Genomic DNA, 24465 nt, shown 5'->3' on the forward strand with positions numbered 1-24465 from the left:
CGGGGCGTGGAAGACCGTACGGCTCTCGTCGAGGGGGCGAGAGCCGTACGGTGGTCGATCAGTCGTACAGGGGATTCTTCGGCAGGGGGCCGGGGGTGACCAGAAGGCGGACCGCACCCGCCTTCACGGCTTCGGCGTCCCAGACCCGCCACCCTGGGCCGACCTTGTCCGCGGAGATCGGTTCGAAGGACAACGCCGCACCCGAGGGCCCCGGCCCACCGCCCGCTTCGCCCGCTTTGCCTGGTGGGGTCACGCGGACGACGCTGTAGATCACGGCCAACCCGCGTTCGCCGGCCTCGGGCAGGATCTCGGACACCTTACGGCCCTCGCGTACGGCGACGCCCTCCAGCGCCTCGCCCTTTCGGGCGGCGGACCCGGCGTTCTGGTAGGACTCGCCTGGTCTGGCCGCACGTCCGATCTTGATCCAGCCGTGGGCCGAATAGTCGACGGACAGGCGGACGACGATCGGGCAGTCGGTGGTTTCGCCGTCCTCGCATTCCGAACCGCCGGAGAGGGGTTGGGGACGGCCGGGTGAACCGCCTGAAGATCCGATCTGTGTCATCTTGCCGACCGCGCTCGGCGAGACCGGGACGAGGCGGATGTCCATCTTGATGCCGACCGCGCTGAATGCCTCGGTGTACCGCCGGTGGTCGGCGAAGGGGTCCTTGATGCGGGCCACGTACTCGTCGCCGTCGCGTTCCAGTTCGATGGCGGAGTTGGCGTAGACCGTCGCGTTCTCCTCGGCGAGCAGGCCGGGGATCACGATGGCGGTGGTCGCGGCCACGCCGGTGACGAGGGCCCCGACGGTCAGGCGGAGCCGCATGCGTGAGGCGCGCGGCGGGGCGGGCGCCGGCGGCGTCGCGGTGATCGCGGCAAGCAGCGTACGGGCCCCCGTGCCGGTCGCCTGCCCGCTCAGCGCGTCGTCGTGGACCCTGGCCAGCAGGCTCACGGTCTCTTCTGTGGTGTTCACGATGGTCTCCCTGCCTGGATCTCCGCGGTCCGGTTCCTGGTGAAGCCGAGTCCCGCGTCCTCCAGGGCGTGTGAGAGGCGCTTGCGAGCCCGGTAGATGCGGATGCGTACGGCGTTGCGTGAGCGGCCGAGAACGTGGGCGATCTCCCCGGCGTCCAGGCCCTCCCAGGCCACGAGGGAGAGCAGTTCACGGTCGTCGACGGACAGCGAGCGGAAGACGTGCCCGATCGCCCGGAGTTCCTGCGTCTCCTCCGGTGAGGGGAAGAAGACGGCGATGTCCTCCTCCAGCGCGATCTGGCGGGCGTGCCGGCGCTGCTCGCCTCTACGGTGGTTGGCCAGCACGTTGCGCGCCACGCCGTACAGCCAGAGCCTGGCCTCGTCCCCGCCCGGCAGGTCGGCCACGCGGCGCCACGCGATCGCGTAGGTTTCGGCCACCACGTCGGCCGCGTCCTCGGGGGAATGGCAGCGGCGTACGGCGTAGCCGAGAATACGTTCGTAGGTCTCCCGGTAGACGACCTCGAACCGCGTTTGTCTCTCGTCATCCACGGGCGGTTCCCATTGGGGGTCTCCTTCTGGACGGGTGCGACTGATACCCGTTCATGTCGGGGACGGCTAAATCATTTCGTCCAATACGCTGGTGCGATGTCGCATGAGTCGCGAACGGTGAGCGGTGTCGAGGTTTTCCCGCTGTGTGATGCGGTGGGGCCGATGGGGCCTTCGATCCGGCGGGCGTTGACGGAGACGTTTCCCGGGACCTCGGCGGCCGACTTCGACGCCGATCCGTGGGTGCTGCACTTCCACTGCTACCTGCTGCGTGACCGGGGCGGGCGGCTGGTCCTGGTGGACACCGGGATCGGGGCGGCCGACTCGCCCGCGTCGAGCTGGGCGCCGGTGCCCGGCGGGCTGCGCGGGGAACTGGCGCGGGTGGGGGTCGAACCGGGCCAGATCGAGACCGTGGTCCTGACCCACCTGCACAGCGATCACGCGAGCGGGGCCGTCGAGGACGGGGTCGTGGCCTTCCCGAATGCGCGGCACGTGCTGCAGCGGGCCGAGATCGAGGTGGCGTCGGGGGCGGTGGCGCAGCAGATCGTCCGGCCGCTGGAGGATCGGCTGCAGGTGGTCGACGGCGAGGTGGAGGTGCTGCCGGGCATCCGGGTGATCCCCGCCCCCGGGCACACGCCCGGCCACCAGGTCGTGCGGGTGGGGGAGCTGGTGATGACCGGTGACGTCGTGCTCCATCCGGTTCAGCTCGCGGATCCGAAGGTGACCTACGTCTACGACGACGACCCCGAGACCGCCGCCGCGACGAGGATCGCGCTGCTCGACGAACTGCGCGCCGAACGCGGCATGATCGCCACAGCGCACTTCCCCGACCCCTTCACCCGGGTCGAGTGACCGCCGCTCGTATTTCGGCCTGCCGCCGGGTCGGACGGCCACTCACCGACCCGGCACCTGCCCGTCCCGCGCCCGACCCGGAGCCGTCACGTGTCAGGGATGACGCAGTTTGGCGACCACCTCGGCCTTGTACTGGTACGCCTCGGCGAGCGTGGCGCCGTCCCTGAGCGCGATCACCACTTCCTCCTCCGCGTCCGCGTAGGCGCAGGCGTCGCCGATCATGTCGGTCGACTCCAGCGCGACGACTCCGTTCCAGTCCATCACCACCGGGTTGCCGTCGCAGATGCGCACTCCCGAGATCTCCACGGGTTCGCCCACCTCAGCGATGTGCACATCGGGGCCGGGGCCCGCGGTCGCCTCGTTGAGGGCCCAGACCGGCAGCCCCAGATCGCGGAAGGCGTCGGCGTCGCGCACCCCGCCCTCCACGAGCGCGCCGAAGGCGCCGCTGGCCAGGGCCGCACGCGTGAGGATCTCCCCCCACATCGCGCCCATCGCGGCCTGCGCGCCGGCGACCACGATCACCCGGCCTTCGAGGTCCTCGTCAAGCAGCCGGTGCAGGGGTTTCAAACCGTCGTCGCCACGACCGCTCGCGACCCTGATCGTCCTGGCGGTGCCCAGTACGGCCTGCGAGCGGTAGAAGGGGCGCAACGGCGGGCTGAGCCAGCCGTTCAGCCCCTTGAGCTGGAGGACATCTGCGATCGCGGTAGTCGGGGGAACCACGATAAATCACCTCTTGAGGAGAAATTTGCGGATCTTTCCTACGGAAGTGCGTGGTAGTGCTTCCACCACCTCGAAGCGCACCGGTCGGCTGGACCTGGCCAGGTGCTCCGCGCACCAATCCCCGAGTTCCCCGAGCCTGGACGGGTCCACTCCGTCACGCGGCACCACGTACGCCACCGGTACCTCGTCCCGTACCGGGTCGGACTCGCCCACGACGGCGACCTCGAACAGGTCCGGATGACGGGCCAGCACGGTCTCGATCTCCACGATCGAGACGTTCTCACCGGCGACCTTCAGCACGTCGCCGCCGCGCCCGGCGAAGTGGACGTTCCCGTCGGCGTCGACGGTGCCGCTGTCGCCGGTGACGAACCAGCCCTCCCGGTAGGACGCCGAGGTCGTCTCCGGGTCGTCGAGATACTCCGCGAACAGCGTCGTCCCCGGAGTGCCGCCGACGAGGATCTCGCCCTCCCGCGAGGGCACGCAGGTGCCCGGCTCGGCGACGCGGACCGAGCAGCCCAGCGTGGTCCGGCCCATCGCCGCCGGGATCGGACCGGCGAGCGGGTTGGTGAGCACGGCCGGGATCGTCTCCGTCATGCCGTACAACTGCCTCGGGCGGCACCCCAGCAGGTCCGCGATCTCCTCGTACGCCTCGTCCGTGAGGTTCTGGGCGTACCAGCAGTTGACCAGCCGGAGCCCTTCGACGGGGGTGTTGCCACGGCTGAGGATCATCCGGATCGGCGCCGCGAACAGGCTGGCGTGGGTGGCTTCGTGCCGTTTGGCCTGGGTGAGGAAACGGCTGGCGGAGAAGGTGTGCATCAGGGCCACGCTCGCCCCGGCCGAGATCGCCGCCGCGAAGGAGTAGTACTGCGCGTTGGCGTGGAACATCGGCAGCACGACGAGTTGCCGGTCGCCGGGGCGCAGCGTGGCGGCGGCGGCCATGACGTCGCCGGCGAAGGCGTAGTTCGCCTGGGTGACGACGACGCACTTGGGCGCCGCGGTGGTGCCCGAGGTGAACATCAGCCCGAGCGGCTCACCCGGCCCCGGCGGCTCCTGCGGCGTGTACGGCCGGCCGCACAGCCCGTCGAGCGTGACGTCGTCCTCGGCGACCACCAGGACGGGCACGTGCGCGGGGAAGGCGCTCGCCCGGATCGCGAGCACCGCCGAGGTCCGCCTGAGCAGGAACGACAGCTCGGTGGTCGGCGTCGAGGGATCGCACGCCACCATCGCCGCGCCGAGCTTGGCGCAGGCGATCCAGATCGCGACGAACGCCGGGGAGTTGCGCAGCGCGAGCCCGACCCGGCGGCCGGGCCGCACCCCATGGGAGACCAGCCCGCCCGCCACCCGGTCGGCGAGCGCGTCGAACTCGGCGTACGTCCACCGGGTCACCGACCCGTCCGGGCCCTCCCACACCAGGAAGGGCTGATCCGGACGGGCCGCCACCGCCTCTCGCCACCGGTCGGCGAACGTCGCGGTCATGCCTCGCCGTACCCTCCGCCGCCGGGCAGCTCCAGCCGTACCACGTCGCCGGGTTGCAGCGTGATCCGCGCCTGGGTGCGCACCGGCTCGCCGTTGACGAGGAAGCGGCCGGTCGCGCCCGCCTCGCCGCCGAAGACACCGAGCGGGCCGCGCGCCAGGCGGCTGGTCACCGCGTTGAGCGTCCACGGGGCCTTGGTGTCGACGGTGAACTCGATCGTCTGGCCGAGCCCGCCGGTGAAACGGCCCTTCCCGCCGGAGTCGCGGCGCAGTTCCTTGCGCAGGAACCTGATCGGCGCCGAGCCCTCGACCACCTCGATCGGCACCGCCGCCACGCCCGTCGGATAGGAGGTGGCGGACAGGCCCGGCTTGGCGGAACGCGCGCCCACACCGCCGGCGTAGGTGAACATCGCGGTGATGAACGGCCTGCCGTCGTCGTGCTGCCCGCTGACCTGCATGGTCCACACGGCCGCGGAGCCCTCCGCCATCACTGCGTCAGGTAGCACCTGTGACATAGCCTGCAGCAGCGGCATGGGGAGGAACATGCCGACCACGTGCCTGGCCGTGCAGGGCGACGGGGGCACCGCGTTGACGATGCTGCCCACGGGGGCCTCCACCCGGATCGGGGCGAGCGAGCCCGCGTTGTTCGGGATCTCCGGGTTGAGCAGGCTGCGCAGGGTGAACGTGGTGTAGGCGTGGGTGTAGTTCTTGACCACGTTGATGCCGTACGGGCTGGCGCCGGACGAGCCCGCGTAGTCGACGAGGATCTCGCCGAGCTCCGGGTCGACGGTCACCGCGACCTGGATGGTGATCTCCGAGCCGTCGGCCAGGTCGAGCACCGAGGCCGCCTCGTACCTGCCGCCGGGCAGGCGCCTGATCGCCCGCCGGGTGGCGTCCTCGGACCGCTCGATGACCTCGTCGGCCAGGCCCTCGATGTCGGCCAGGTCGTACGCGTCGAGCAGGGTGCGCAGCCGCTGGGCCCCGACCTCGCCCGAGGCGATCTGGGCGTGCAGGTCGCCGGCCATGTGGGTGGGCTGCCGGACGTTGGCCAGGATGAAGTCCCAGACCGGCGCGTGCCGTTCACCCTTGACGAGCAGTTTCGTGATCGGGATCCACAGGCCCTCCTCGAAGACGTCACGTGCCCCCGCGCCGATGCCGTAACCGCCGACGTCGGTGTGGTGGATCGTGGAGCCGAAGAACGCGATGACCCGGCCCGCGCGGAACACCGGGACCAGCACGGTCACGTCGAGGAGCTGCCCGGCCGTCTTGTACGGGTCGTTGGTGATCAGTACGTCGCCCGGTTCGAGGGAGTCGACCGGGTGCTTGTCGAGGATGTTGCGGACGGCGATCGCCAGGGAGTTGATGTGCCCGGGAGTGCCGGTCACCGCCTGTGCCACCATCCGGCCGCGCCGGTCGAACAGGGCGTTGGCGAGGTCGCCGGCCTCCCGCACGATCGGGCTGAACGCCGCCCGCTGCAACGCCCTGGCCTGCTCGTTCACGGTCGACACGAGCGAGCCCCAGAGGACCTCAAGCTCGATGGCGTCGAAGGTCCGGCTCATCGGGTGCCTCCTACTGCGGTCGCGATGATGGAGCCGTCGGGCGCGACCTCGCAGGTCCAGCCGTCCGGCACGACCGAGGTGGTCTCCCGCTCCTCCACCAGGGCGGGCCCGCTGAACCTCATCCCCGCGCCCAGCTCGCCCCGCCGGTAGACGGGCACGTCGGCGGGCCGCTCACCCCGCCGGAACCGCGCCTTCCTGGTCCCGTACGGCACCGCCGTACCGCTGCCGGGGGCCAGCGTGGGCACCTCGAACGGCGGCGGATCCGACCAGGCGGCGACCCGCCAGGTGACGACCTCCACCTCCAGGTCGGGGATGCGCAGGCCGTACACCCGCTCGTACGCCTGGTGGAACTGCTCGACCGTCTCCTCGGGGGAGAGCGGCCAGGAGGCGCCCTCGCCGACCCAGACGGTGATCTCGTTGCCCTGCCCGGCGTACCGCGCGTCCAGCCCGTAGCGGAACCGCACCGCCGAGACGTCGGCCCCGGCGGAGGCGAGGACCTTGCGGCCCTCCTCGCGCATCTCCTCCAGCAGCGTGTCGCGGTCGTGTTCCATGTCGCCGCCGAGCACCCGGACCATGCTGCGGGCCAGGTCGATCCGGACCGGGCTGACCAGGGTGCCGAACGCGGACAGCACGCTCGCGTTCACCGGGAAGATCACCCGGGGTGCTTCGAGGAGGGTCGCGACGCCGCAGGCGTGCACCGGGCCCGCGCCGCCGAACGCGATCAGCGCGACGCCGCGCAGGTCGATGCCGCGCTCCACGGCGTGCATCCGGGCCGCCGCCGCCATGTTCTGGTTGATCACCTCGTAGACGCCCACGGCGGCCTCGTCCACGTCCGTCTCCAGGCCGTCGGCCAGCGGCTCGAAGGACTCGCGCGCCAGGTCGAGGTCGAGCGGCATCTCGCCGCCGAGGAAGTAGTCGGGGTCGAGCAGGCCCATGACCAGGTCGGCGTCGGTGGTGGCCGGGACGGTGCCGCCCCTGGCGTAGCTGACCGGGCCGGGGTCCGCGCCCGAGGAGTCGGGGCCCACCTTGAGCAGCCCCAGGTCGTCGATCCGTGCCAGGCTGCCGCCGCCCGCGCCGATCTCCACCAGGTCGACGGAGGGCACCGAGCACGGGTAGCCGGAGCCCTTCTTGAACCGGTAGACCCGGGCGACCTCGAACTCGTTGGTCAGCTCGGGGACGTAGTCTTCGATCAGGCACGACTTGGCGGTGGTGCCGCCGAGGTCGAAGCAGAACAACCGGTCCTCGCCGAGCCGTTTGGCGTACCAGACGCCCGCGAGCGCGCCGGCCGCCGGGCCCGACTCCACCAGCCTGATCGGCACCCGGCGCGCGTCGGCCGCCGAGACGACCCCGCCGTTGGAGAGCATCATCAGCACCGAGGCGCCGAAGCCGCTGTCACTCAGCCAGCGCTCCAGCTCCGAGAGGTAGGGGCCGATCACGGGCATGGTCGCCGCGTTGCAGGCCGTCGTGACCATCCGGGGATACTCCCGGATCTGCGGCGTGACCTCGAAGGACGCGCAGACGGGCACGCCGAGGCGCTTGGTCAGGCCCTCGGCGACCAGCCGCTCGTTGTCGGCGTTCGCGTAGGAGTTGAGCAGGCAGACCGCGACGGCCTGCACACCCTGCAACTTGGTGGCGAGCTGGTCGAGCGCGGCCTCGGTCGGCGCCTGCCGTACCTCTCCGGTGGCCATCGTCCGCTCGTCGATCTCGAACACCAGCTCGCGCGGGATCGGCGGGGCGGGGAACTCGATCTGCATGTCGTACATGTCGTAGCGGTGTTCGGTGCGGATCTCCAGCGTGTCACCGAACCCGCTGGTGGTGACCAGCGCGGCGCGGCCGGTCTTGCCCTCGATGAGGGCGTTGGTGATCAGCGTCGTGGCGTGCACGATCGGCCGGGTGATGTCGCGGGGCTCGATACCGGCCGCCGCCAGCGCCGAGGTCACCCCTTCGCGGACGCCGCCGAGCGGGGCCGCGGGGGTGGTCAGGGTCTTCTCCACTACCACGCGCCCGGAGTCCGCGTCGAGCAGGACCACGTCGGTGAAGGTCCCGCCGATGTCGACGGCGAGCCGCCAGTCAGTCACCGGTCGTCCCGTGCACTGCGTCGCGCAGCCGCTCCACCAATTGCCGGGGCTTCTCCGAGCCCCACACGTTGCGGCCGAAGGCGACCCCGGCCCCGCCCGCCTCGACCACGCCCCGCGCTACGGCGACCACGTCGTCCTCGGTCTTCATCTTGGGGCCGCCGAGGGCGACCACCGGGACCGGACAGGTCTCGACGACCTGGGCGAACTCGGCCGGTGGGCCGGGGCAGACCGTCTTGATGATGTCCGCGCCCAGTTCGGCGCCGATCCGGGCGGCGCGGGCCACGTTCTCCACGGTCCACGGCACCGCCTGACCCCAGCCGCCGGGGATCATCTCCGCCATGACCGGCAGGCCGAGCATCTCGGCCTCCGAGCACAGCCGGGCGAGTCGGGTGAGCGACTTGTCCTCGTCGGGCGCGCCGGGGAAGGCCAGCACCACCAGGCAGTCGGCGCCGATCTTCACGGCCTCCTCGGCCCGGTGCAGCATGGCGTTGAGGTCGCTGGTCGCGCGTTCGCCCAGCTCGGAGGAGCCGCCGTCGACCCGCAGCACCAGCCCTGCGCCGGCGAAGGCGTCGGCGTAGGCGCGGGCCAGGTGCCAGGTGACCAGCACCCCGTCGGGCCGGCCGGCCGCGATCTCGTGCATGGGCTCGCCCAGCGGCGGCCCCTGGCCCATGTAGGCGGCGTGGTCCATCGCCACGAACAGGCTGCGGCCGTCGGCGCCGAACATCCGGCGCATCCGCCGGACCTTGCCCGCTCCGACGGCGGAGGTGTACTGCACGGTGGTTCCTTTCTAGGCGGTGCGGATCTGGCGCTCGAACTCGGCGCCGTCCCAGTAGTCGACCCGGTGCGCGACCAGCCCGTCCGCCACGCGGAAGCGGAACATGCCGCGGATCGTGACGGGGGCGCCGCCGTACCTGAAGGTCATCCGGTACGGCACGGCGGCGCGGTCGCCGTCGACGAGCAGGTCCTCGATCTCGTAGGAGAGGTCGGTGAACTCCGTCAGGAAGTTCCCCAGCCGCTCCCGGTAGGCGTCCCTGCCGTGCAGGCTGACGCCGGCCGCCGAGGTGTGCTCGTTGTGGAAACCGGGGGTCACGCAGGCGGCGATCTCCTCCGGGGAGTGGCGGTTGAGCGCCGCGATGTAGCGCTCGACCGCCTGCCGGGTCACTCCCCCCAAAGCGTGCGTACCTCTTCGTAGACCTTCTGGTCGTGCGAGATCTCGATGACGTTGCCGTCGGGGTCCTTGAGCGCGCAGACGTAGCCGACCGGCGGCGGGATCTGCTGGGGCTCCCAGTGCAGGCAGCCCAGCTCGCGGCCCTTCTCCGCGATCGCGTCGACGTCCTCGCGGTTCGGCACCTCGATGCCGAGGTGCGCGAACGGGGTGAGCTGCGGCTGCGGGTTCCCCTTGTCCTTGGCGAACTCCACCAGCACCAGCACGAACGGGGTCTCGACCTGCTTGTCGTTCGACAGCCAGGCGTTCCGGCCGGCGTTGTCCTCGTGCCTCGCGACCACCACGAGCGGGGTCAGCGTCGTGTAGAACTCGATCGCCTTGTCCAGGTCGCTGCTGGGCAGCGCGACGTGGGTCCAGCGTGCTTCGGTGAGCGTTTTGCCGAGAGCCATGATTCTCCTCGTGTCTCAGTCTTTGTCGACGGGCCCGTCGAACTCGTCGGGATCGAGCGGCGTGGCCACATCCGCACGGATCAGCTTCATCATGTGCTGTGCTCTTCCTTCCCACGCGCTGGGCGGTCCCACGCGGTAGAAGGGCGAGCGCAGGTTCCCCATGAGCTGCGTCACCATGTCGGTGTCTTCCTTGTTGGTCTGCGCCAGCCCGTCCAGCTCCCGGTTCTGCAGCTCCAGATCGTCGGTGAGCCCGTAGATCCGGGAGAACAGCCGCGAGGAGTCGGGGGCGATCGGGTCGACGCGCACCATGATCAATTGTGACGCGTACGGCAGCGGCGTCAGGTTCGGGTAGATGAACTCCGCGTAGCTGCCCTTCAGATCCTGCTCGTCGAGGTCCGTACGGCCGGCCGACATGTCGAAGTTCGCGGAGTGCGGCTTGTACCCGCTGGTCGTACGACCCTCGAACCGGACGATCGTGTCCATCTGCTTGCGCACCTTGTTCAACCGCCGATGCACGAAGCGGACATGGTAGTCGTCGTTGGAGTTCTCGACGAACGTCTTCCAGTTGATCGGGTGGATCTCGTCGAGCTCGCGGTGGTACCTCTTGAAGGTGTGGATCTTGTACTGCTCGTAGCGGGGGAGCAGCGGCGCGATCCACTCCTCGAAGGTCGGCGTCTTGCGCGACAGGCAGACGAAGACCAGCTTGTCGAAGGCCACCTTCACCCGGATCGGGACCAGGCCGTACTCCTCCATCGGGAAGTCCGGGCCGTACATCCGCTCCATGTCGGGGATGCTCAGCAGCTTGCCGTCGATCGCGTACGTCCACGCGTGGTAGGGGCAGGCCAGCGCCTTGCACGAGCCGGCCGGCTCGAACGCCAGGCCGGCGGCGCGGTGGCGGCAGTTGTTGAGGAAGCCCTTGACCGAGCCGTCCTCCTGGCGGATCACGATCACCGGCTGGGTGCCCACCTTGCCGGTGATGAAGTCGCCCGGCTTCGCGAGGTCCTCGGTGTCGCCCAGCCACACCCAGGACCGCGCGAACACCCGGATCATCTCCAGGTTGAACAGGTCCTGGTCCCAGATCTCCCACGGTTGCAGCATGTCGCTGGGCAGCGGCGGGTCGACGAGCCCGTGTGACTCGCGCTCCCAGTCGCCCTGACGGCGCACGACACGCTCGTGCAGGGCCTGCTCCGCTGTACTGTCTTCGAGCAAGAGGTGCCTCCCGTGCTGCTCAAGGGGATGTCTGGGACGCTATGTCCGGGGTGTGGAAAGCCTCCATGTGCCCCCAGCCCAAAGATCGGGCCTCCGCACTGCACCGGAGCCACATCGGTGCCCGTACCTGCGGCGTGACAGGGTCGTTCCCGTGAATCACCGAACTCTTGGCCGCACCGGCATCCAGGTCAGCCCGCTCTGTCTCGGCACGATGATGTTCGGCGCCTGGGGCAACCCCGACCACGACGAATGCGTCCGCATGGTGCACACGGCGCTGGACGCCGGCATCAACGTGATCGACACCGCCGACGTCTACGCCTTCGGCGAGAGCGAGGAGATCGTCGGGCGCGCGTTGAAGGGCCGCAGGGACGACGTCGTCCTGGCCACCAAGTTCCACAACCCGATGTCCGAGGACCCCAACCACCGGGGCAACTCGCGACGCTGGATCATGAAGGCGGTGGAGGACAGCCTGCGCCGCCTCGACACCGACTGGATCGACCTCTACCAGGTGCACAGGCCGGACCCCCTGACCGACGTGGACGAGACCCTCGGCGCCCTGACCGACCTCATCCGCCAGGGCAAGGTGCGCGCCATCGGCACGTCCTCCTTCCCCGCCGAGGAACTGGTCGAGGCGCAGTGGGCCGCCGAGCGGCGCGGCCGCGAGCGGTTCACCGCCGAGCAGCTCTCCTACTCCATTCTGGCCCGGCACGCCGAGGCCGCCTCCCTCCCCGTCGCCGAGCGGTACGGCATGGGCGTCCTGGTGTGGAGCCCGCTCAACGGCGGCTGGCTGACCGGCAAGTACCGCCGCGACGCGCCCCCGCCCGCCGACTCCCGGGCAGCCGTCAACGCCGAGCACTTCGACTACCGGGCGGAAGACGTACGCGCCCGCAAGCTCGACCTGTCGGCGAAGCTGGGCGACCTGGCGGCCGAAGCCGGGATCTCGCTGATCCACCTGGCCCTGGGCTTCGTCCTGTCCCACCGGGCGGTGACCTCGGCCGTGATCGGCCCGCGCACCCTCGCGCAGCTGACCGACCACCTCGGAGCCGACGCCGTACGGCTCGCGCCGGAGGTGCTCGACGCGATCGACGAACTCGTCGCGCCGGGGACCAGCCTCAGCCCCGACGATGTCGGGTATGTGCCTCCGGCGCTGGCCGACCCCGGCCTCAGGCGTCGTTCTTTCCCCAGATGACGATCTGGTTGCCCCACGGGTCGAGGAACGACGCGTGGTGGCCGTTGAACTCCTCCCAGTAGGTCTGCTCCCACAGGGCCGTGGCGCCGAGCATCACGGCCTTGTTGAGATATTCGCCGGGCGGGCCGTCGACCGTGATGTAAATGCGCGGCTGCACCCCGGAACGCTGCTCGGGCGACCGCGGCGCGGGGTCCGGGACCTGCTGCACCTCGTTCCACAGCCCGAGGTGCAGCCCCTCGCCGGGCACCACCTGGTGGAAGACGCCCTGCGGGCGGCCGTTGATCGTCCAGCCGAACAGATCCTTGTAGAAGATCGAGGTCGCCTCGATGTCCGAGGTCGGCAGATCGACGAAGACAAGCGTGTTTGCCACGGTCATAACTCCTGTTACTTGTAGTACGTGCCCTTGTCGCGCCAGAGCACGATCTCGCTGCCCCACGGGTCGCGGAACGCCGCGAGCCGCCCGTCGAACTCCTCCCAGTACCGCTCCTCCCACAGAACCGTCGCGCCCATCTCGACGGCCTGGGCGAGGAACTTCGGCGGCTCGTCGACCATCACGTAGACCCGGGGGACGGGCCCGGAGACCGGAGTCTCCTCACGGTGGATCCCCAGGTTGGGCTTCACCCCGGGCAGCACCTCGTGGAACTCGCCGGCCGGGCGGCGCTTGATCTGCCAGCCGAAGAGCTTCTCGTAGAAATCCGAGCTGGCCTCGGGATCGGTCGTCGGAAAGTCAACGAAGATCACTGGGTTGGGCAAGGTGTCTCCTCACTTCGAATCAGGTCTGGTCCGTCTTCCGGACACGGTCGGTGCGGCCGGCTACCCGGACACGGTCGGTGTGTGGTCGGCTACCGGACACGGGCGGTGTGGTCGGCTACCCGGACACGGTCGGTGTGTGGTCGGCTACCGGACACGGGCGGTGTGGTCGGCTACCCGGACACGGGCGACTCCGCCGGCTGCCCGGTCAGGCGCAGCTCGGCCGCGTCGCCCAGCTCCACGAAACGCCGGTAGGCCGTGCGGTGGACCGAGTGGGGAGCCGGCTCGACGACGGTCACCGGCGGCCGGGGCCACGACCCGCCCGCCGCCGTGCCGGGCGCCGGCCACCAACCGGCCCCCGCGCCCGCCGCCAGGGCCGCGCCGTACGCGGCCAGGTCGGGCTCGGCGGGCACCTCGACGGGGACTTCGAGCACATCGGCCTTGATCTGGCACCACAGGGGGCTACGCGCCGGCGAACCGGCACAGACCAGGACGTCGAGCGAACCGGGCAGCGAGTCGGCGATATGGCGTAAGCCGTACGCCGTGCCTTCCAGCACCGCGCGGGCGAGGTGCCCCGGACCATGGCCGGAGCCCAGCCCGACGATCTCGGCCCGCAGGTCCCGCTGCCAGCGCGGCGCGCGCTCGCCCTCCAGGTACGGCAGGACGACGACGCCGTCCGCGCCGACGGGCACCGGCTCGGCCAGCGCCAGCAGTTCGGGAACCGTCCTGCCGGTCAGGTCGCGCAGCCACTCCAGCATCAGGCCGTGGCTGCTCACCGGGCCGCCGACGATGTCCACACCGGTCGCGGCGCTGCGCAGCGAGTACGGGTCGGCGTCCACGCCCGCGGCGTCGACGGCGACCGCGAGCCCGCCCGTGCGGCCGCCCGGGTCCAGGCCCCTGCCGGGGGTGTCCACGCCGCCGGCCCAGAAGGCCAGGTAGGCGTCCTGTGCCCCGGCCACCAGCGGGATGTCCTTGGGCAGGCCGAGCGCGCCGTCCGTGTAGCCGACGATCGTGCCGGTCTCGGCCCGCCTGCCGTACCCGTCGAGGCTGGGGTCGCCGGGCCAGCGTGCCTGCCGGTCGGCCGCGCCGAGCCTGGCCGGCACCCAGTCGTAGATCTGCATGACCTTGCCGGCGCCGAGCACCTCGCGCTGCGCGTAGTGCTGTTCGGCCGGACTGCCCGCGGCGCCCGCCGGGTGGCGTACGGTCACCGCCTGGCTGCCGTCCAGCGTGACCGTGGTCGGGCTCTGGCCGCCGACGCAGATCGCCTGCGGGCGCAGGCCGAGCGCGGTGACCGCCTCGACCACGGCCGCCAGCCACGCCGCCGGCTCCGCCCGGCCCTCCGCCCAGCCCTCCGCGCCCGCGTAGGACCCGGAGGCGCCGGCCACCACGTTCCCGTCGGGGTCGAGCGCCAGCGCCCGCGCGGAGTTCGACCCGACGTCGATCCCCAGCACCGTGCTCCTCGCCCGCGCGGAGCTCGACCCGGCGTCCATCCCCGGCACCGTGCTCATCACCGGCTCCTCCGCCCGGCTCCCGAACGTGACCCCGTCGCCTGCTCCGGTCTCCGCGTCGCGGTCGCGCCGGGCCGGACGGCCTGCGCTGCGGTCCGGCGGGTGGCCGTTCCGGGCCTCATCGGCCGCCGACCAGGACGCGGTAGACCGGCGTGGTGGCGGCGAGCTTCAGCGCCTCGGCCACGTCGTCTAGGGCGAAGCGGGCCGTCACCAGGGCGTCCAGGTCGGCGGCGAGGACCCCGGAGGCGATCAGGGCGGCGGCCCGCCGCCAGTCCTCGGGCTCCTGGCTGTAGACGCCGATGATCGACAGCTCGTGGTGGTGGATCGCGTCCGGGCTGACCTCCACCGAGAGATCCTTGGCGAACGCGCCGTAGAGCACCACCGTGCCGCCGTCGTCGCACAGGCTCACGGCGGTCTCCAGGGCGCCCGGCGCGCCGGCGGTGACGAACACCAGATCCTGCTTGCCGCCCCGCTCCACCGCCTCGCCGGGGCTCGCGGTCCACGCGGCCCCCGCCGCCTCGGCCTCGGCGAGCCTGCCGGTGCTCACGTCGATCATGCCGACCGACTCCGCGCCCGCCTGCCGCGCCAGCGCGAGGTGCAGCCGGCCCATGTACCCCGCGCCGATCACCGCCACCCGGTCACCGGCGCGCAGCCCGCCCAGCCGCAGCGAGTGGACCACGCAGGCCACCGGCTCACCCATCGCCGCGTGCTCGATCGGCGCCCGCCCCGTCACGTACGCCTGGGACGCCTTCACCACGACGCTGTCCGCGAGCCCCGCCCCGAAGGACACCGTGCCGTCGGACAGGGCGCCACCCTGGGGACGCTTGCACAACGCGCTGCGCCCCCGCCGGCACGACGCGCAGGTGCCGCACCGGGTCAGCAGATCGACCGTCACCGTGTCGCCCACCCGCGGCGACCCGGCCAGACCGGCCACCGCGTCGCCCACCCCGGCGACCCGCCCGGCCACCTCGTGACCCGGCGCCACCGGGTAGAACCGCTTCTCCCCGAGGTAGAGGCGGCGCTCCATCGTGCACAACCCGCACGCGCCCACCTCCACCAGCACCTCGTCGGGGCCGACACTCGGCGCGGGTTCCGCACGCAACTCGACGACCTCGGGGGCGGTCACCACGGCGACTCTCATCAATTACTCCTCAGATGCGGCCAGGAATGGCGTACGGTGACGCCGGCCCGCATCAGCAGGGCGGCGGAGGCTTTGAGCGACTCGGCCCGCAGGCCGGCCTCGTCGACGGTCACGCAACGGCCCCGCCGTACGACCTGCCGACCGTTGACGAACACGTCACGGACCGAGCGGCCGTCGGTGGACCACACGAGCTGCTGCGCCACGTCGCCGCGGGGCGTCCACTGCGGGCCCGTCGCGTCGTGCACGACCAGGTCGGCGAGCTTACCCGGTTCGATCGAGCCCACCCGCGCGGCGAGCCCGACCGCCTCCGCGCCGCGGATCGTGGCCATCTCCAGGGCTTCGGGCGCGCCGATCCCCGCCGGGTCCAGGCCCATGTCCTTGGCCAGCCCGGCGGCCAGGGCGGCGGCCCGCAGGATGTCGGCGGCGTCTCCCGCGTTGCCCGTGTCGCAGCCCAGCGCGATCCTGCCGCCCCGGGTGAAGAGCTCCGCGTGCCGTCCCGCCCTGGTGACGCCCTGGCCGAGCCGCAGGTACGCCCACGGGCAGTAGGCGATCGCCGTACCGGTGGCCAGCACGGCGCCGACCTCCGCGTCGTCGAGCCAGACGGCGTGCGCCAGCAGCAGGTGCGGGCCGAGCACGCCGAGGTCGGCGAGGTGCAGCAGCGGGCGGCGGCCGGACCGCTCCCGGTAGTGCTCGACGTCGGCGCGGCCGGGCGACATGTGCATGGTCAGCCCGGCGCCCGTGGTGCGGGCGAGGTCGGCCGCACCGGCGAGCAGCTCGTCGGAGGCCAGCCCGTGACCGACGAGGGTGACCCGGCCCTCGACGAGGCCGCCCGCCGGATACGACTCGATCACCGCACGCTGACGGTCGAGCACCTCCCCGGCCGGGGCGGCGTGCGGCGCGTCCTCGACGTCCCAGCCCCAGGTGCCGACGGTGCCCCGTACGCCCGCCTGGGTCATCGCCCGCGCGACCCGGTCGGGATGGGCGACGGTGCCGGCCTCGACGATCGTGGTGACCCCGTTGCGCAGGTTCTCGACGCAGGCCAGCAGCGCGGAGAGCTCCTCGTCCTCCGGCAGATGGGCTTCGTGCAGCGGCACCGCCCACTGGTAGATGGCCTCGTCGGAATCGATGTCGTCCGGGATGCACGCCCGCACCAGGGGGTCGCCCGTCAGATGCTGATGGGCGTTGATCAGGCCGGGCGTGACCACGCAGTCGGTGGCGTCCAGCTCCGCCGTACCGGGAAAGCGGGAGCGTAGTTCGCGGGTCCCGCCGGCGGCGATGATCGTGTCGCCGGCGACGGCGACCGTGCCGCCGAGGAGCACCTCGCGGCGGGGATTCATGGTCACGACGTCGCCACCGGTGATCAGGAGATCCGGACTCAGCGCCATGCCATCGAACGCTAGGTTCATCGGGTCACTCAGGTCATCACCCCCGGAGCACAACAAGTCGGGCGGACTCCATGCCAGGGACACAATGCCCGGCTCTGCCCCTGCGGCCAGGCTGACCCCATGCGTTACGATCCGGCCTGGCTTGACGCCGACCCGCTGCCCCAGCTCATCGATGGTCGCGAAACCCGCGAAGGGCCGGTCCGCCCGGTGGTCGACCCCTCCACGGGAGAGTCACCCGCGTCGTACGCCGAAGCCACCGCCGCCGAGGTCGACCGGGCGCTCGCCGCGGCCAGACGCAGCCACGACGCCGGCGAGTGGCGGCGGATGCCCGGCGCGCTCAAGGCCCAGCTCCTCGACGCCGTCGCCGCCGAGATCCGCGCGGACGCCCGCCGCCTCGCCACTCTCGAAGCCCTCGACACCGGCAAGGCCGTCGGCGGCGCCCTCACCAACGACGTCTACGAGGCCGCCAACGCCTTCTCCTACGCCGCGGCCGTCGCCCGCACCATGCACGGAGACGTACGGCGCAGCGCCTTCCCGCCCGAACTGCTCCCCGGCGGCGGCCCGGACCTGCTGACCATGCGCCTGCGCGAACCCGCCGGCGTGGTCGCCGAACTGCTGCCCTGGAACGGCCCGCTGATGACCGGCAGCCAGCGCATCGCGATGGCCCTCGCCGCCGGCTGCTCCATCGTGGCCAAGCCGCCGGAGGAGGCCGTGGTCTCCCTGGTCGAGTTGGGCCGGATCCTCACCCGCGCCGGGCTCCCCGCCGGGGTGCTCAACCTCGTGCTCGGCCCCGGCGAGACCATCGGCGAGCAACTCGTCACCGACCCGCGCGTCGACCTGATCAGCCTCACCGGCGGCACCGACACCGGCCGCCGCGTGCTGGAGCTGGCCGCCCGCAACCTGACCCCCACCCATCTGGAGCTCGGCGGCAAGTCTCCGGTCATCGTCTTCGCCGACGCCGACCTCGACCAGGCCGTCGGCTGGGCCATGATGGCGGCCTTCGTCAACATGGGCGAGGTCTGCGTGGCCGGCAGCCGCCTCCTCGTCGAGCAGTCCGTCTACGAGGACGTCCTGAAGGGGGTCGCCGGGGCCGCCGCCGGTCTGCCCATCGGCGACGCCCTCGACCCCGACACCTTCATCGGCCCGCTGATCACCGAGCAGCACGCCGACCGGGTCCGCGGCTTCGTCTCCCGGGCCGTCGCGGCCGGCGACGGCACGGTGGTCGGCTCGCCGTCCGTCGCGGGCGGCACCCGCCCCACCTTCGTCCCGCCCACGGTGCTCGCCGGCGTACGGCCCGGCAGCGAGATCGAGCAGCAGGAGGTCTTCGGCCCCGTCCTCGCCGTCACCCCCTTCTCCTCCGAGGCCGAGGCCCTCTCCCTGGCCAACGGCACCGCCTACGGCCTCAACGGCACGGTCTTCACCCGCGACCTCGAACGCGCCTTCCGCGTCTCCGACGCCCTCGACTGCGGCGAGATCAACGTCAACTGCCACTTCACCCCCGACATGAACGGCGGCCGAGGCGAACCCCGCCGCGCCAGCGGCCACTCCCGCACCGGCATCGACGCCTACACCCGCCTCAAGGCGATCACCATCCAAACCCGCTCCTGACCACGCCCGCGGCCTGCCCCGCACGCGTGGGCAGGCCGCGGGTCGGCGAGCAGGTCACCCGCGACCTGATCCGTTGCTGTGGCCAGAGCGCCGCTCCCGTTCGGTCCGCTCGTCCTGCGGTCGTTGCCCGTACGGCAGGCCCGTCGGCGTTGGGCGCACTCCGGGTCCGGTCGACCGTGCCTCGGGCGGCAGCTGCAGGTGTGTTCGCGGACCCGGATCCGGTCGCCCCTGGCGTGTGGATTCAGCCAGCGAATGCGTTCATGCGCCGCTTGGGGCGGCGGTGCGCTGCGCGGCTTCAGCGTCATATCCCGCCGTTGGGTGGGTGGAGAGAACGCTGGCCTGGCTGACCGCCTGCCGTCGCCTGGCCCGCGACTACGAACGCGACCCTGCCGTCTCCGAGGCGATCATCCGCTGGGCGGCCATCGCCGGTATGGCCCGCCGCCTCACCCGAGGAGGACCCGCCCGACGCCAACCGCGCTACATCTGCGACTGAAGTCCCGCCAAAAACGATCTTCTCAAACACGCACCAATAAGAGCTCATTCGGAGCCAGGCGACTCCACTCTTCCGGCGGAATTGAGTAGCGGCCTACTCATACGAGAATTTTCAGAGACAGGCAAACTCTACCCAAGAGAGCGCAAACAGGCACAAGAGAAAGTGATGGGAAATGGCGAAGCATCACATCAAGACGATCGCCGTGCTCATAGCGGGGATGGCCGCGACTGCGGGAATGGCAGTGTCTGCACCGGCGGCCTCAGCCTCCTCGGTACCACCCGTGCCAGCAGGGGCCCTTATCTGGCTCGTGAACGAGAACAGCGGTAAGTGCCTCGCCATCGCCGGTGGCGGCACCGCCGACAACATCTACGCCAACCAGTACACCTGCGACTTCCACCCGTCACGTATCTGGTACCTCGTGGACAGAGGCAACAACACTTACTGGATCAGGAACTACAACAGCGGCAAGTGCCTCGCCATCGCCGGCGGCGGCACCGCCGACAACATCTACGCCAACCAGTACACCTGCGATGGACACCCATCGCGCCTCTGGTACTTCGTCGACATGGGCTACGCCAAGTATCACATCAGGAACTGGAACAGCAGCAAGTGCCTTAGCATCGCCGGCGGCGGCACTGCCAACAACATCTACGCCAACCAGTACACCTGCGACTCCCACGCGGCACGCAAGTGGTACTTCATCCCCCGCTGACCCTCAAATCACGAAGAAACTCCGCAACCCACGTCCGAGAGACCGAAGAACAGCCTGATAAGGAGGCTGACTACTGTCTGGCCGCCGCCAGGCTGGGCCTCGACCCGTATTCCAAGGCGGAAGCATAATGGCTGATCCAGGTGTGGTAGGCCGCGACGTCGGTCCATATGGCGCGGCCGTTGCCCGTGCCGCATCCTGGCAGCATGCTCTCGGTGCGGGAGGTGACGCCCGCGAGGGTCCAGTGCCGGCCCGCCCTGCGGGCGAGTGGGCCACCGGAGTCGTGGGTGCAGACGCCGGCCTTGGGGTGGGGCACCTCGGCGCACACCTCTTCGCGGCCTTGGATGCGCGCGCAGTGACTGTCGGGGATGACGATGTGGTCCAATTCCCGGAGCATCGTGGGAAGCGATCCGATGGGGCAGTTTTCAGTGAAAGGCGGCGGACAGGTGTACCCCCAGCCGAGGACGCGCGCCTTGCCGCCCGGCTCCGCCGTCCGGGTGGGGAGCCGGATCGGGCGCTGCGTGACCGGCCGATTCAGCTTGATCAGGGCCATGTCGTGGGTGATACGTACATCGCCTGTTTCGGGATCGCGGGTTTTCGTGTAGCCGGGGTGGAGGATCACGGATGCGACACCGGTCAGTGATCCGCCTTCCAGCCTGGACGTGCTGCCGATCCGGACCATGGTCCGGCCGGCCGTTACCCCCGGCGTGCAGTGGCCGGCGGTGACCACCCACTGGGGCGCGATGAGCGAGGCGCCGCAGAAGTGGCCGTGCTCGGGATCGTGCAGCGTGGCCATGAAGGAGTACTTCTCGGTCGCCTCCCGGCCGCCGATGATCGCGGCGGCCGGGGGCGCAGTGCCGAAGACGGCCGTAACCGTCGCGAGCACCGCGGCGGCCAAGGCGGTGTGTGCCCTCATCGTTCCTCCCTGGGGTGATAGCCGAGCACGTCGCCCGGTTGGCAGTTCAGGACTCCGCAGATCCTGGTGAGGGTGGTGAACCGGATGGCCCTCGCCCGGCCGTTCTTCAGCACGGAGAGGTTGGCGACGGTGATCTGGGCGCGGTCGGCCAGTTCGGTGAGGGTCATGCCGCGATCTTCCAGCAGTCGGTCCAGGTGGACGGTGATGGCGTGCTCCTGGTCTTCGACTGCGGCTTCGGCGCGTGGCATCACACGAGCCCTTTCAGGTCATCGCGCATCCGCACGGCCTTGCGCAGGACGGCTGCCAGTGCCAGCAGCCCGAGCCCGACGAGCGGAACGACGGGCGGGATCTCCTTGAGCAGGTAGACACCCGGATCCACCGTCAGGCTGTCCATCAGGCGCATCATCGCGAAGGCTTCCGCCTGGGGTGCCAGCAGGCCCCCGGCAAGGAGCCACCAGCCGAGCAGACGCACCTGTCGCGCCACCTGCGGAATGAAGACCTCCTTGCGTGCCCGCCACAACAACCGCCAGACAAGGAAGAACGCGCCGGCAGCGACGATGAAGCTGGGTGCGGTGGTGAGTGCCTGCCAGATGTACTGGCCGGTGTCGGGGGTGAAGTCGACGTAGCTCAGATCGTTTGCCGACACCAGGACGCTTGGCCGGGTCCCCTCGGTATAGGCCAGGTCCTCGATCGGGATGCTGTGGAAGTTGGGGGAGTCCCCTACCACGAAACCGCCGGTCAGGCCGAAGAACCCCTGCCGGGAGTAGAGGGCCATGCTGGTGATCACGCCTGTCACCAGGACGAGAAGCGCGAAGACCGCAGGTGTGCGGGCTGCGCGCAGGGTTCGGTCGTACGTCGTTGCCATGGCAGTCCTCCGCCATATCGAATATCGATAGCCCTGCGGTTGGAGGATATCGATAGTCGATAGGGCATGCAAGCGCTTGTCGAAGTGCGGTGGCAAAACCGGTCAGGGTGCGCAGGCTGATGGACCATCCGGTCGACCGTGCCTGCGGCCATATCCAGCGAAACGCACACAAACCGGTTGGGACGGGTCGCCTCCTCCGGGCCTGTACGGGTAGGGCTGCTGGGGCGGGCCGTAGTGGTGGGCCATGGGTGCTCCCGTGGGGCGTGGAATGGTGGCGTGTAGGACGCCCCATCGGCCAGCCCGAATCACCTCATGTCCCTATCCAGACACCTATCCGCTGATATAGGTGGGCGGGGAGGTAGCCACGATGCCGCTATTGTCCCGTGCTCCACGGAACAAGGTCTCCAAGTCATGGCATGAGAAAAGCCCTGCGCCGTAGCCTGAGGTTGTCTAAGCGTCAGGAAGGTTCAGGGCTATGGGCGACGTTAGCACGATTGGTATGCATCTAAAGGCGATCCGGAACGAGCGCGACCTCAGCCAGGAAGCCCTGGCGGATCGCGCTGGACTATCGAAAGACCTGATCTCCAAGCTGGAACAGGGGCGCCGCCAATCGTGCCGAATCACCTCGCTGATGAAGCTCGCGAACGCCCTCGACGTCGACCTGACCGAACTCACCGGCAAACGCGAACGACTGGGCACCGACCGCGACGGGGGTAGCGTCCTCGCCATCCGTAACGCGATCCTCTCCCCATCGCTCCTCCCCGGATTACCCGGCCTGGACGCCGACGACGACGGCGAGCCGACACCGCTTCCCGAGTTGGGTTCGGCGGTGACCGAGGCGTGGCGGCAGTACTGGCGGGGCGAGTTCGGACCGCTGACCGCAGCCATGCCGGGCCTGATCGCAGAGGCCAGGCTGACACACCGCTCCATAGGCCCCGGCGCCGCAACGCCTCTCGCGCAGATCTGGCAGCTCACGGCCGCGCTCATGGAGCAGTTCGGCAAGACCGACCTGGCGGCCATCGCCGCTGAAAGAGGAATCGTCGCCGCGGTGGAGAGCAGCGACCAGTTGCAGTGGGCCGTGGTGCAACGCACCTACGCCTGGGTACTGCTGAATCAGGCCAGGCCCGCGGAGGCGGAAGCCCTCGCTCTGCAGGTGGCTAACCAGGTCGAGCCGTCGTTCAGCGGCCCCGCAGACCACATCGCGGTGTGGGGAAGCTTGCTCATCACCGCGGTGTGGAGCGCCACCGCCACCAACCGGAACGTGCGGGAGTATCTCGCGATGGCTGCGGCCGGCGCGGAGCGGGTGGGGCGGCGTGTCGACTCCTATCAGACGTTCTTCGGCCCGTCCGAAGTGGCGTGGCACGCCGTCCACGTCCACGCGATGCGGAAGGAACCGAGCGAGGCGTTCAAGGCGTCCCGGCGTGTTGAGCCGGGGGATCTGCTGCGTATCAAGTACGGGCGGCACCTGATCGACCTCGCTCAGGCGCACGTCGACGCACAACAGCCGCGTGCGGCAGCCGCGCGGCTGGAGGAGGCTCAGGCGCTGTCGCCGGTGTGGTTCCGGCACATGGAGGTTGCCCGGTCTCTGGTGGCGGACGTGCGGGAGTTGGAGAGCCGTCCGTCTCCGGCGGTGCGGTCTTTGGCCCGATCTGTCGGACTGACCTAGGACGCCGTGTCCTAGCGTGGCGGAGCCGTGTCTCTCTGTGTCGGACGGGGTGTCCTACTCGCGTGGAAGAAAGGTCGCCCGGTCGGACAGAACGTCCGTGGGCGAGAGTCACACCTCGCCATAGCCTTCCGCGCATGACATGCGACGGCATGCGGCGCTGAGCGCTCCGCCTGTTCGCGTGTGCGGAACTGGCGGAGCCCGCCGAGACGCTGTGAACGCTCGGCGGGCTCCTTGATCGCACGCGGAGGTGCGACCCATGGGACACAGTAAGGCAGCACGACACGCGACCGGGAGACCGCGAGTGCCTGTGCCGCGGCAGAGCTTCGACGCCGAACGCCGGGCCGCCGCCACGCACCTCGACCTGATCGAGCCGTACTGGGTGGTCTGGTACGGCGCGGGCTCCCGACGGTTCTACGCCGTCCCCGTCTGGGACTGCCCCGGCCCGCCGATCGTGGAGTCACGCGACATTCAGGACCTCGTCGACCAGATGCGCGCGGCTGAGGACGCGAGCCGGGTGGCTGCCCGGTGAATACCAACGGCAAGCACCTCCCGGCCGCGCCGGGCCCGCCCGCCCTGCTCGGGATGCCTCGCCACGATTCGCCCCTGATGTACGTGTGGGAGGCCGTCGATGGCCAGGGCCGGAAGCAGTCGGGCGTCACCGGCTTCCGCCACCGAGCGACCCTCGACCTGTTCCAGGCCATGCGCGACATGCCCGACCCCGGCGCCAAGGGGACACTCCGCGCCGCGATGCTCAACACGTTCGCCCGCCAGCCCGTCTACGTGTACACGCCGGTGCTGATGCGACTGTGCCGCGACGACGTCACCGGCGGGATCCGCGTCGAAGGCGGCGACCTGCGGTGAACACCCAGCGCAGGCCAAGTGGCGACTTCGAGGAGCCGCACCTGACCGCGATGGCGGTCCGCTGCGCCTGGCCCGTTGACCATGGAGGCGTCGTGAACGGCAAACAGGACGAAAACACACTGATGGATGCGGAGATCGCCGCGTACATCCGCGCGAGCGAGCACCAGTACCAGCCAAGTCCCGAAGCTCTGGCGCTCGGTGCCAGCGTCGGCATGTCGCCCGCCCAGGTGCGTCGGGCGATTGCCATGGAAGCGTTCTTGAGCCTGATCCGCGATCCGCGCCGCCCTCACGGGTAGCCCTCAAGATCGGCCCGGGGCTGTCGCCCCCGGGCTTGGGCTTCGTCGTCCGCTGATTTCC

General features: G+C 70.5%; 26 protein-coding genes and 1 pseudogene. 9 read left to right on the top strand and 18 right to left on the bottom strand.

The window, feature by feature from the left end; genetic code table 11:
- Positions 1-58 precede the first annotated feature (58 nt).
- Both MBA17_RS30520 and MBA17_RS30525 read right to left on the bottom strand, forming a co-directional pair.
- Positions 59-970 carry a hypothetical protein gene (locus MBA17_RS30520; RefSeq protein WP_238500199.1) on the bottom strand — a complete coding sequence of 304 codons (912 nt, stop codon included), beginning with the start codon at positions 968-970 and terminating at the stop codon, positions 59-61.
- On the bottom strand, positions 967-1515 hold the full coding sequence (locus MBA17_RS30525; RefSeq protein ID WP_238500200.1) for an RNA polymerase sigma factor: 549 nt from the start codon (positions 1513-1515) through the stop codon (positions 967-969). Before MBA17_RS30525 ends, MBA17_RS30520 begins: the two co-directional genes overlap by 4 nt.
- A 162-nt stretch (positions 1516-1677) precedes the next feature.
- Here MBA17_RS30525 and MBA17_RS30530 point away from each other — a divergent pair, with 162 nt between their 5' ends.
- The gene (locus MBA17_RS30530; RefSeq protein ID WP_238500201.1) at positions 1678-2364 is read left to right on the top strand and encodes an MBL fold metallo-hydrolase; all 687 of its coding nucleotides are present in this window, start codon (positions 1678-1680) and stop codon (positions 2362-2364) included.
- A gap of 93 nt (positions 2365-2457) precedes the next feature.
- Here MBA17_RS30530 and MBA17_RS30535 read toward each other — a convergent pair whose 3' ends face one another.
- Genes MBA17_RS30535 through MBA17_RS30570 form a run of 8 tightly spaced genes read right to left on the bottom strand, consistent with a single transcriptional unit; the run spans position 2458 to position 11017 of the window.
- Entirely contained in the window at positions 2458-3084 is a 627-nt protein-coding gene (locus MBA17_RS30535) for an RraA family protein (protein ID WP_238500202.1), read from the bottom strand.
- Between the two features lie 6 nt (positions 3085-3090).
- Positions 3091-4560 (bottom strand): class I adenylate-forming enzyme family protein, encoded by a 1470-nt coding sequence (locus MBA17_RS30540; protein ID WP_238500203.1) that lies wholly within the window; start codon positions 4558-4560, stop codon positions 3091-3093.
- Positions 4557-6116, bottom strand: a complete 1560-nt coding sequence (locus tag MBA17_RS30545; RefSeq protein ID WP_238500204.1) for a hydantoinase B/oxoprolinase family protein — start codon at positions 6114-6116, stop codon at positions 4557-4559. The genes MBA17_RS30540 and MBA17_RS30545 overlap by 4 nt, the downstream gene beginning before the upstream one ends.
- Complete coding sequence (locus tag MBA17_RS30550; RefSeq protein WP_238500205.1) at positions 6113-8194, bottom strand: hydantoinase/oxoprolinase family protein; 2082 nt, start codon at positions 8192-8194, stop codon at positions 6113-6115. Before MBA17_RS30550 ends, MBA17_RS30545 begins: the two co-directional genes overlap by 4 nt.
- Complete coding sequence (locus tag MBA17_RS30555; protein ID WP_238500206.1) at positions 8187-8969, bottom strand: class I fructose-bisphosphate aldolase; 783 nt, start codon at positions 8967-8969, stop codon at positions 8187-8189. The genes MBA17_RS30550 and MBA17_RS30555 overlap by 8 nt, the downstream gene beginning before the upstream one ends.
- Before the next feature lie 12 nt (positions 8970-8981).
- Complete coding sequence (locus MBA17_RS30560) at positions 8982-9356, bottom strand: ester cyclase (RefSeq protein WP_238500207.1); 375 nt, start codon at positions 9354-9356, stop codon at positions 8982-8984.
- Positions 9353-9808: a VOC family protein gene (locus MBA17_RS30565; protein ID WP_238500208.1), complete on the bottom strand. Its 456-nt coding sequence runs from the start codon at positions 9806-9808 to the stop codon at positions 9353-9355. Before MBA17_RS30565 ends, MBA17_RS30560 begins: the two co-directional genes overlap by 4 nt.
- A gap of 15 nt (positions 9809-9823) precedes the next feature.
- Positions 9824-11017, bottom strand: a complete 1194-nt coding sequence (locus MBA17_RS30570; protein ID WP_238500209.1) for an aromatic ring-hydroxylating oxygenase subunit alpha — start codon at positions 11015-11017, stop codon at positions 9824-9826.
- 151 nt (positions 11018-11168) lie between these two features.
- Between MBA17_RS30570 and MBA17_RS30575 the strand changes: the two genes are divergently transcribed.
- Positions 11169-12206 (top strand): aldo/keto reductase, encoded by a 1038-nt coding sequence (locus tag MBA17_RS30575; RefSeq protein WP_238500210.1) that lies wholly within the window; start codon positions 11169-11171, stop codon positions 12204-12206.
- Here MBA17_RS30575 and MBA17_RS30580 read toward each other — a convergent pair.
- From MBA17_RS30580 to MBA17_RS30600, 5 genes are all read right to left on the bottom strand, one after another.
- Positions 12181-12576, bottom strand: coding sequence for a VOC family protein (locus tag MBA17_RS30580; RefSeq protein ID WP_238500211.1), 396 nt, complete (start codon positions 12574-12576; stop codon positions 12181-12183). The genes MBA17_RS30575 and MBA17_RS30580 overlap by 26 nt on opposite strands.
- A 14-nt stretch (positions 12577-12590) precedes the next feature.
- Positions 12591-12959, bottom strand: coding sequence for a VOC family protein (locus MBA17_RS30585; protein WP_238500212.1), 369 nt, complete (start codon positions 12957-12959; stop codon positions 12591-12593).
- Between the two features lie 170 nt (positions 12960-13129).
- Entirely contained in the window at positions 13130-14464 is a 1335-nt protein-coding gene (locus tag MBA17_RS30590; protein WP_238500213.1) for an FGGY-family carbohydrate kinase, read from the bottom strand.
- Positions 14465-14582: 118 nt separating this feature from the next.
- Positions 14583-15605, bottom strand: coding sequence for an alcohol dehydrogenase catalytic domain-containing protein (locus MBA17_RS30595; RefSeq protein ID WP_238500214.1), 1023 nt, complete (start codon positions 15603-15605; stop codon positions 14583-14585).
- A complete protein-coding gene (locus MBA17_RS30600) occupies positions 15605-16990 on the bottom strand; it encodes an amidohydrolase family protein (protein WP_238500215.1) in 1386 nt (461 codons plus the stop codon). Before MBA17_RS30600 ends, MBA17_RS30595 begins: the two co-directional genes overlap by 1 nt.
- A gap of 120 nt (positions 16991-17110) precedes the next feature.
- Here MBA17_RS30600 and MBA17_RS30605 point away from each other — a divergent pair, with 120 nt between their 5' ends.
- The 3 genes and pseudogenes from MBA17_RS30605 to MBA17_RS30615 all read left to right on the top strand — a co-directional run bounded on the left by MBA17_RS30605 (position 17111) and on the right by MBA17_RS30615 (position 19803).
- Complete coding sequence (locus tag MBA17_RS30605; RefSeq protein WP_238500216.1) at positions 17111-18598, top strand: aldehyde dehydrogenase family protein; 1488 nt, start codon at positions 17111-17113, stop codon at positions 18596-18598.
- A gap of 288 nt (positions 18599-18886) precedes the next feature.
- Positions 18887-19091: pseudogene (locus tag MBA17_RS30610) on the top strand (transposase); the annotation flags it as partial.
- Between the two features lie 307 nt (positions 19092-19398).
- Positions 19399-19803 (top strand): RICIN domain-containing protein, encoded by a 405-nt coding sequence (locus MBA17_RS30615; RefSeq protein ID WP_238500217.1) that lies wholly within the window; start codon positions 19399-19401, stop codon positions 19801-19803.
- A 70-nt stretch (positions 19804-19873) separates the two neighbouring features.
- Here the strand turns inward: MBA17_RS30615 and MBA17_RS30620 are convergent, their stop codons facing one another.
- Genes MBA17_RS30620 through MBA17_RS30630 form a run of 3 tightly spaced genes read right to left on the bottom strand, consistent with a single transcriptional unit; the run spans position 19874 to position 21581 of the window.
- Positions 19874-20716, bottom strand: a complete 843-nt coding sequence (locus MBA17_RS30620; RefSeq protein ID WP_238500218.1) for a S1 family peptidase — start codon at positions 20714-20716, stop codon at positions 19874-19876.
- Positions 20713-20964 carry a helix-turn-helix domain-containing protein gene (locus MBA17_RS30625; protein ID WP_238500219.1) on the bottom strand — a complete coding sequence of 84 codons (252 nt, stop codon included), beginning with the start codon at positions 20962-20964 and terminating at the stop codon, positions 20713-20715. Before MBA17_RS30625 ends, MBA17_RS30620 begins: the two co-directional genes overlap by 4 nt.
- Positions 20964-21581 (bottom strand): DUF2975 domain-containing protein, encoded by a 618-nt coding sequence (locus tag MBA17_RS30630; protein ID WP_238500220.1) that lies wholly within the window; start codon positions 21579-21581, stop codon positions 20964-20966. The genes MBA17_RS30625 and MBA17_RS30630 overlap by 1 nt, the downstream gene beginning before the upstream one ends.
- Positions 21582-22080: 499 nt before the next feature.
- On the opposite strand from MBA17_RS30630, the gene MBA17_RS30635 reads away from it, so the two are divergent.
- From MBA17_RS30635 to MBA17_RS30650, 4 genes are all read left to right on the top strand, one after another.
- Positions 22081-23247 carry a helix-turn-helix domain-containing protein gene (locus MBA17_RS30635; protein ID WP_274386206.1) on the top strand — a complete coding sequence of 389 codons (1167 nt, stop codon included), beginning with the start codon at positions 22081-22083 and terminating at the stop codon, positions 23245-23247.
- 301 nt (positions 23248-23548) lie between these two features.
- The gene (locus MBA17_RS30640; RefSeq protein WP_238500222.1) at positions 23549-23776 is read left to right on the top strand and encodes a hypothetical protein; all 228 of its coding nucleotides are present in this window, start codon (positions 23549-23551) and stop codon (positions 23774-23776) included.
- Complete coding sequence (locus MBA17_RS30645) at positions 23773-24108, top strand: hypothetical protein (RefSeq protein ID WP_238500223.1); 336 nt, start codon at positions 23773-23775, stop codon at positions 24106-24108. Before MBA17_RS30640 ends, MBA17_RS30645 begins: the two co-directional genes overlap by 4 nt.
- Before the next feature lie 92 nt (positions 24109-24200).
- Positions 24201-24404 (top strand): hypothetical protein, encoded by a 204-nt coding sequence (locus MBA17_RS30650; protein ID WP_238500224.1) that lies wholly within the window; start codon positions 24201-24203, stop codon positions 24402-24404.
- The last annotated feature ends 61 nt before the right edge of the window (positions 24405-24465 follow it).

Source organism: Dolomitihabitans soli (assembly GCF_022213955.1).
Taxonomy (GTDB): Bacteria; Actinomycetota; Actinomycetes; order Streptosporangiales; family Streptosporangiaceae; genus Streptosporangium_A; species Streptosporangium_A soli.

What these genes read in the sequence shown, in the direction of transcription:
- MBA17_RS30630 (WP_238500220.1), bottom strand. Translation starts at nt 21,581, where the DNA reads ATGGCAACGACGTACGACCGAACCCTGCGCGCAGCCCGCACACCTGCG.
- MBA17_RS30600 (WP_238500215.1), bottom strand. Translation starts at nt 16,990, where the DNA reads ATGGCGCTGAGTCCGGATCTCCTGATCACCGGTGGCGACGTCGTGACC.
- MBA17_RS30590 (WP_238500213.1), bottom strand. Translation starts at nt 14,464, where the DNA reads ATGAGCACGGTGCCGGGGATGGACGCCGGGTCGAGCTCCGCGCGGGCG.
- MBA17_RS30625 (WP_238500219.1), bottom strand. Translation starts at nt 20,964, where the DNA reads ATGCCACGCGCCGAAGCCGCAGTCGAAGACCAGGAGCACGCCATCACC.
- MBA17_RS30565 (WP_238500208.1), bottom strand. Translation starts at nt 9,808, where the DNA reads ATGGCTCTCGGCAAAACGCTCACCGAAGCACGCTGGACCCACGTCGCG.
- MBA17_RS30635 (WP_274386206.1), top strand. Translation starts at nt 22,081, where the DNA reads ATGCATCTAAAGGCGATCCGGAACGAGCGCGACCTCAGCCAGGAAGCC.
- MBA17_RS30530 (WP_238500201.1), top strand. Translation starts at nt 1,678, where the DNA reads ATGGGGCCTTCGATCCGGCGGGCGTTGACGGAGACGTTTCCCGGGACC.
- MBA17_RS30540 (WP_238500203.1), bottom strand. Translation starts at nt 4,560, where the DNA reads ATGACCGCGACGTTCGCCGACCGGTGGCGAGAGGCGGTGGCGGCCCGT.
- MBA17_RS30545 (WP_238500204.1), bottom strand. Translation starts at nt 6,116, where the DNA reads ATGAGCCGGACCTTCGACGCCATCGAGCTTGAGGTCCTCTGGGGCTCG.
- MBA17_RS30605 (WP_238500216.1), top strand. Translation starts at nt 17,111, where the DNA reads ATGCGTTACGATCCGGCCTGGCTTGACGCCGACCCGCTGCCCCAGCTC.
- MBA17_RS30595 (WP_238500214.1), bottom strand. Translation starts at nt 15,605, where the DNA reads ATGAGAGTCGCCGTGGTGACCGCCCCCGAGGTCGTCGAGTTGCGTGCG.
- MBA17_RS30620 (WP_238500218.1), bottom strand. Translation starts at nt 20,716, where the DNA reads ATGAGGGCACACACCGCCTTGGCCGCCGCGGTGCTCGCGACGGTTACG.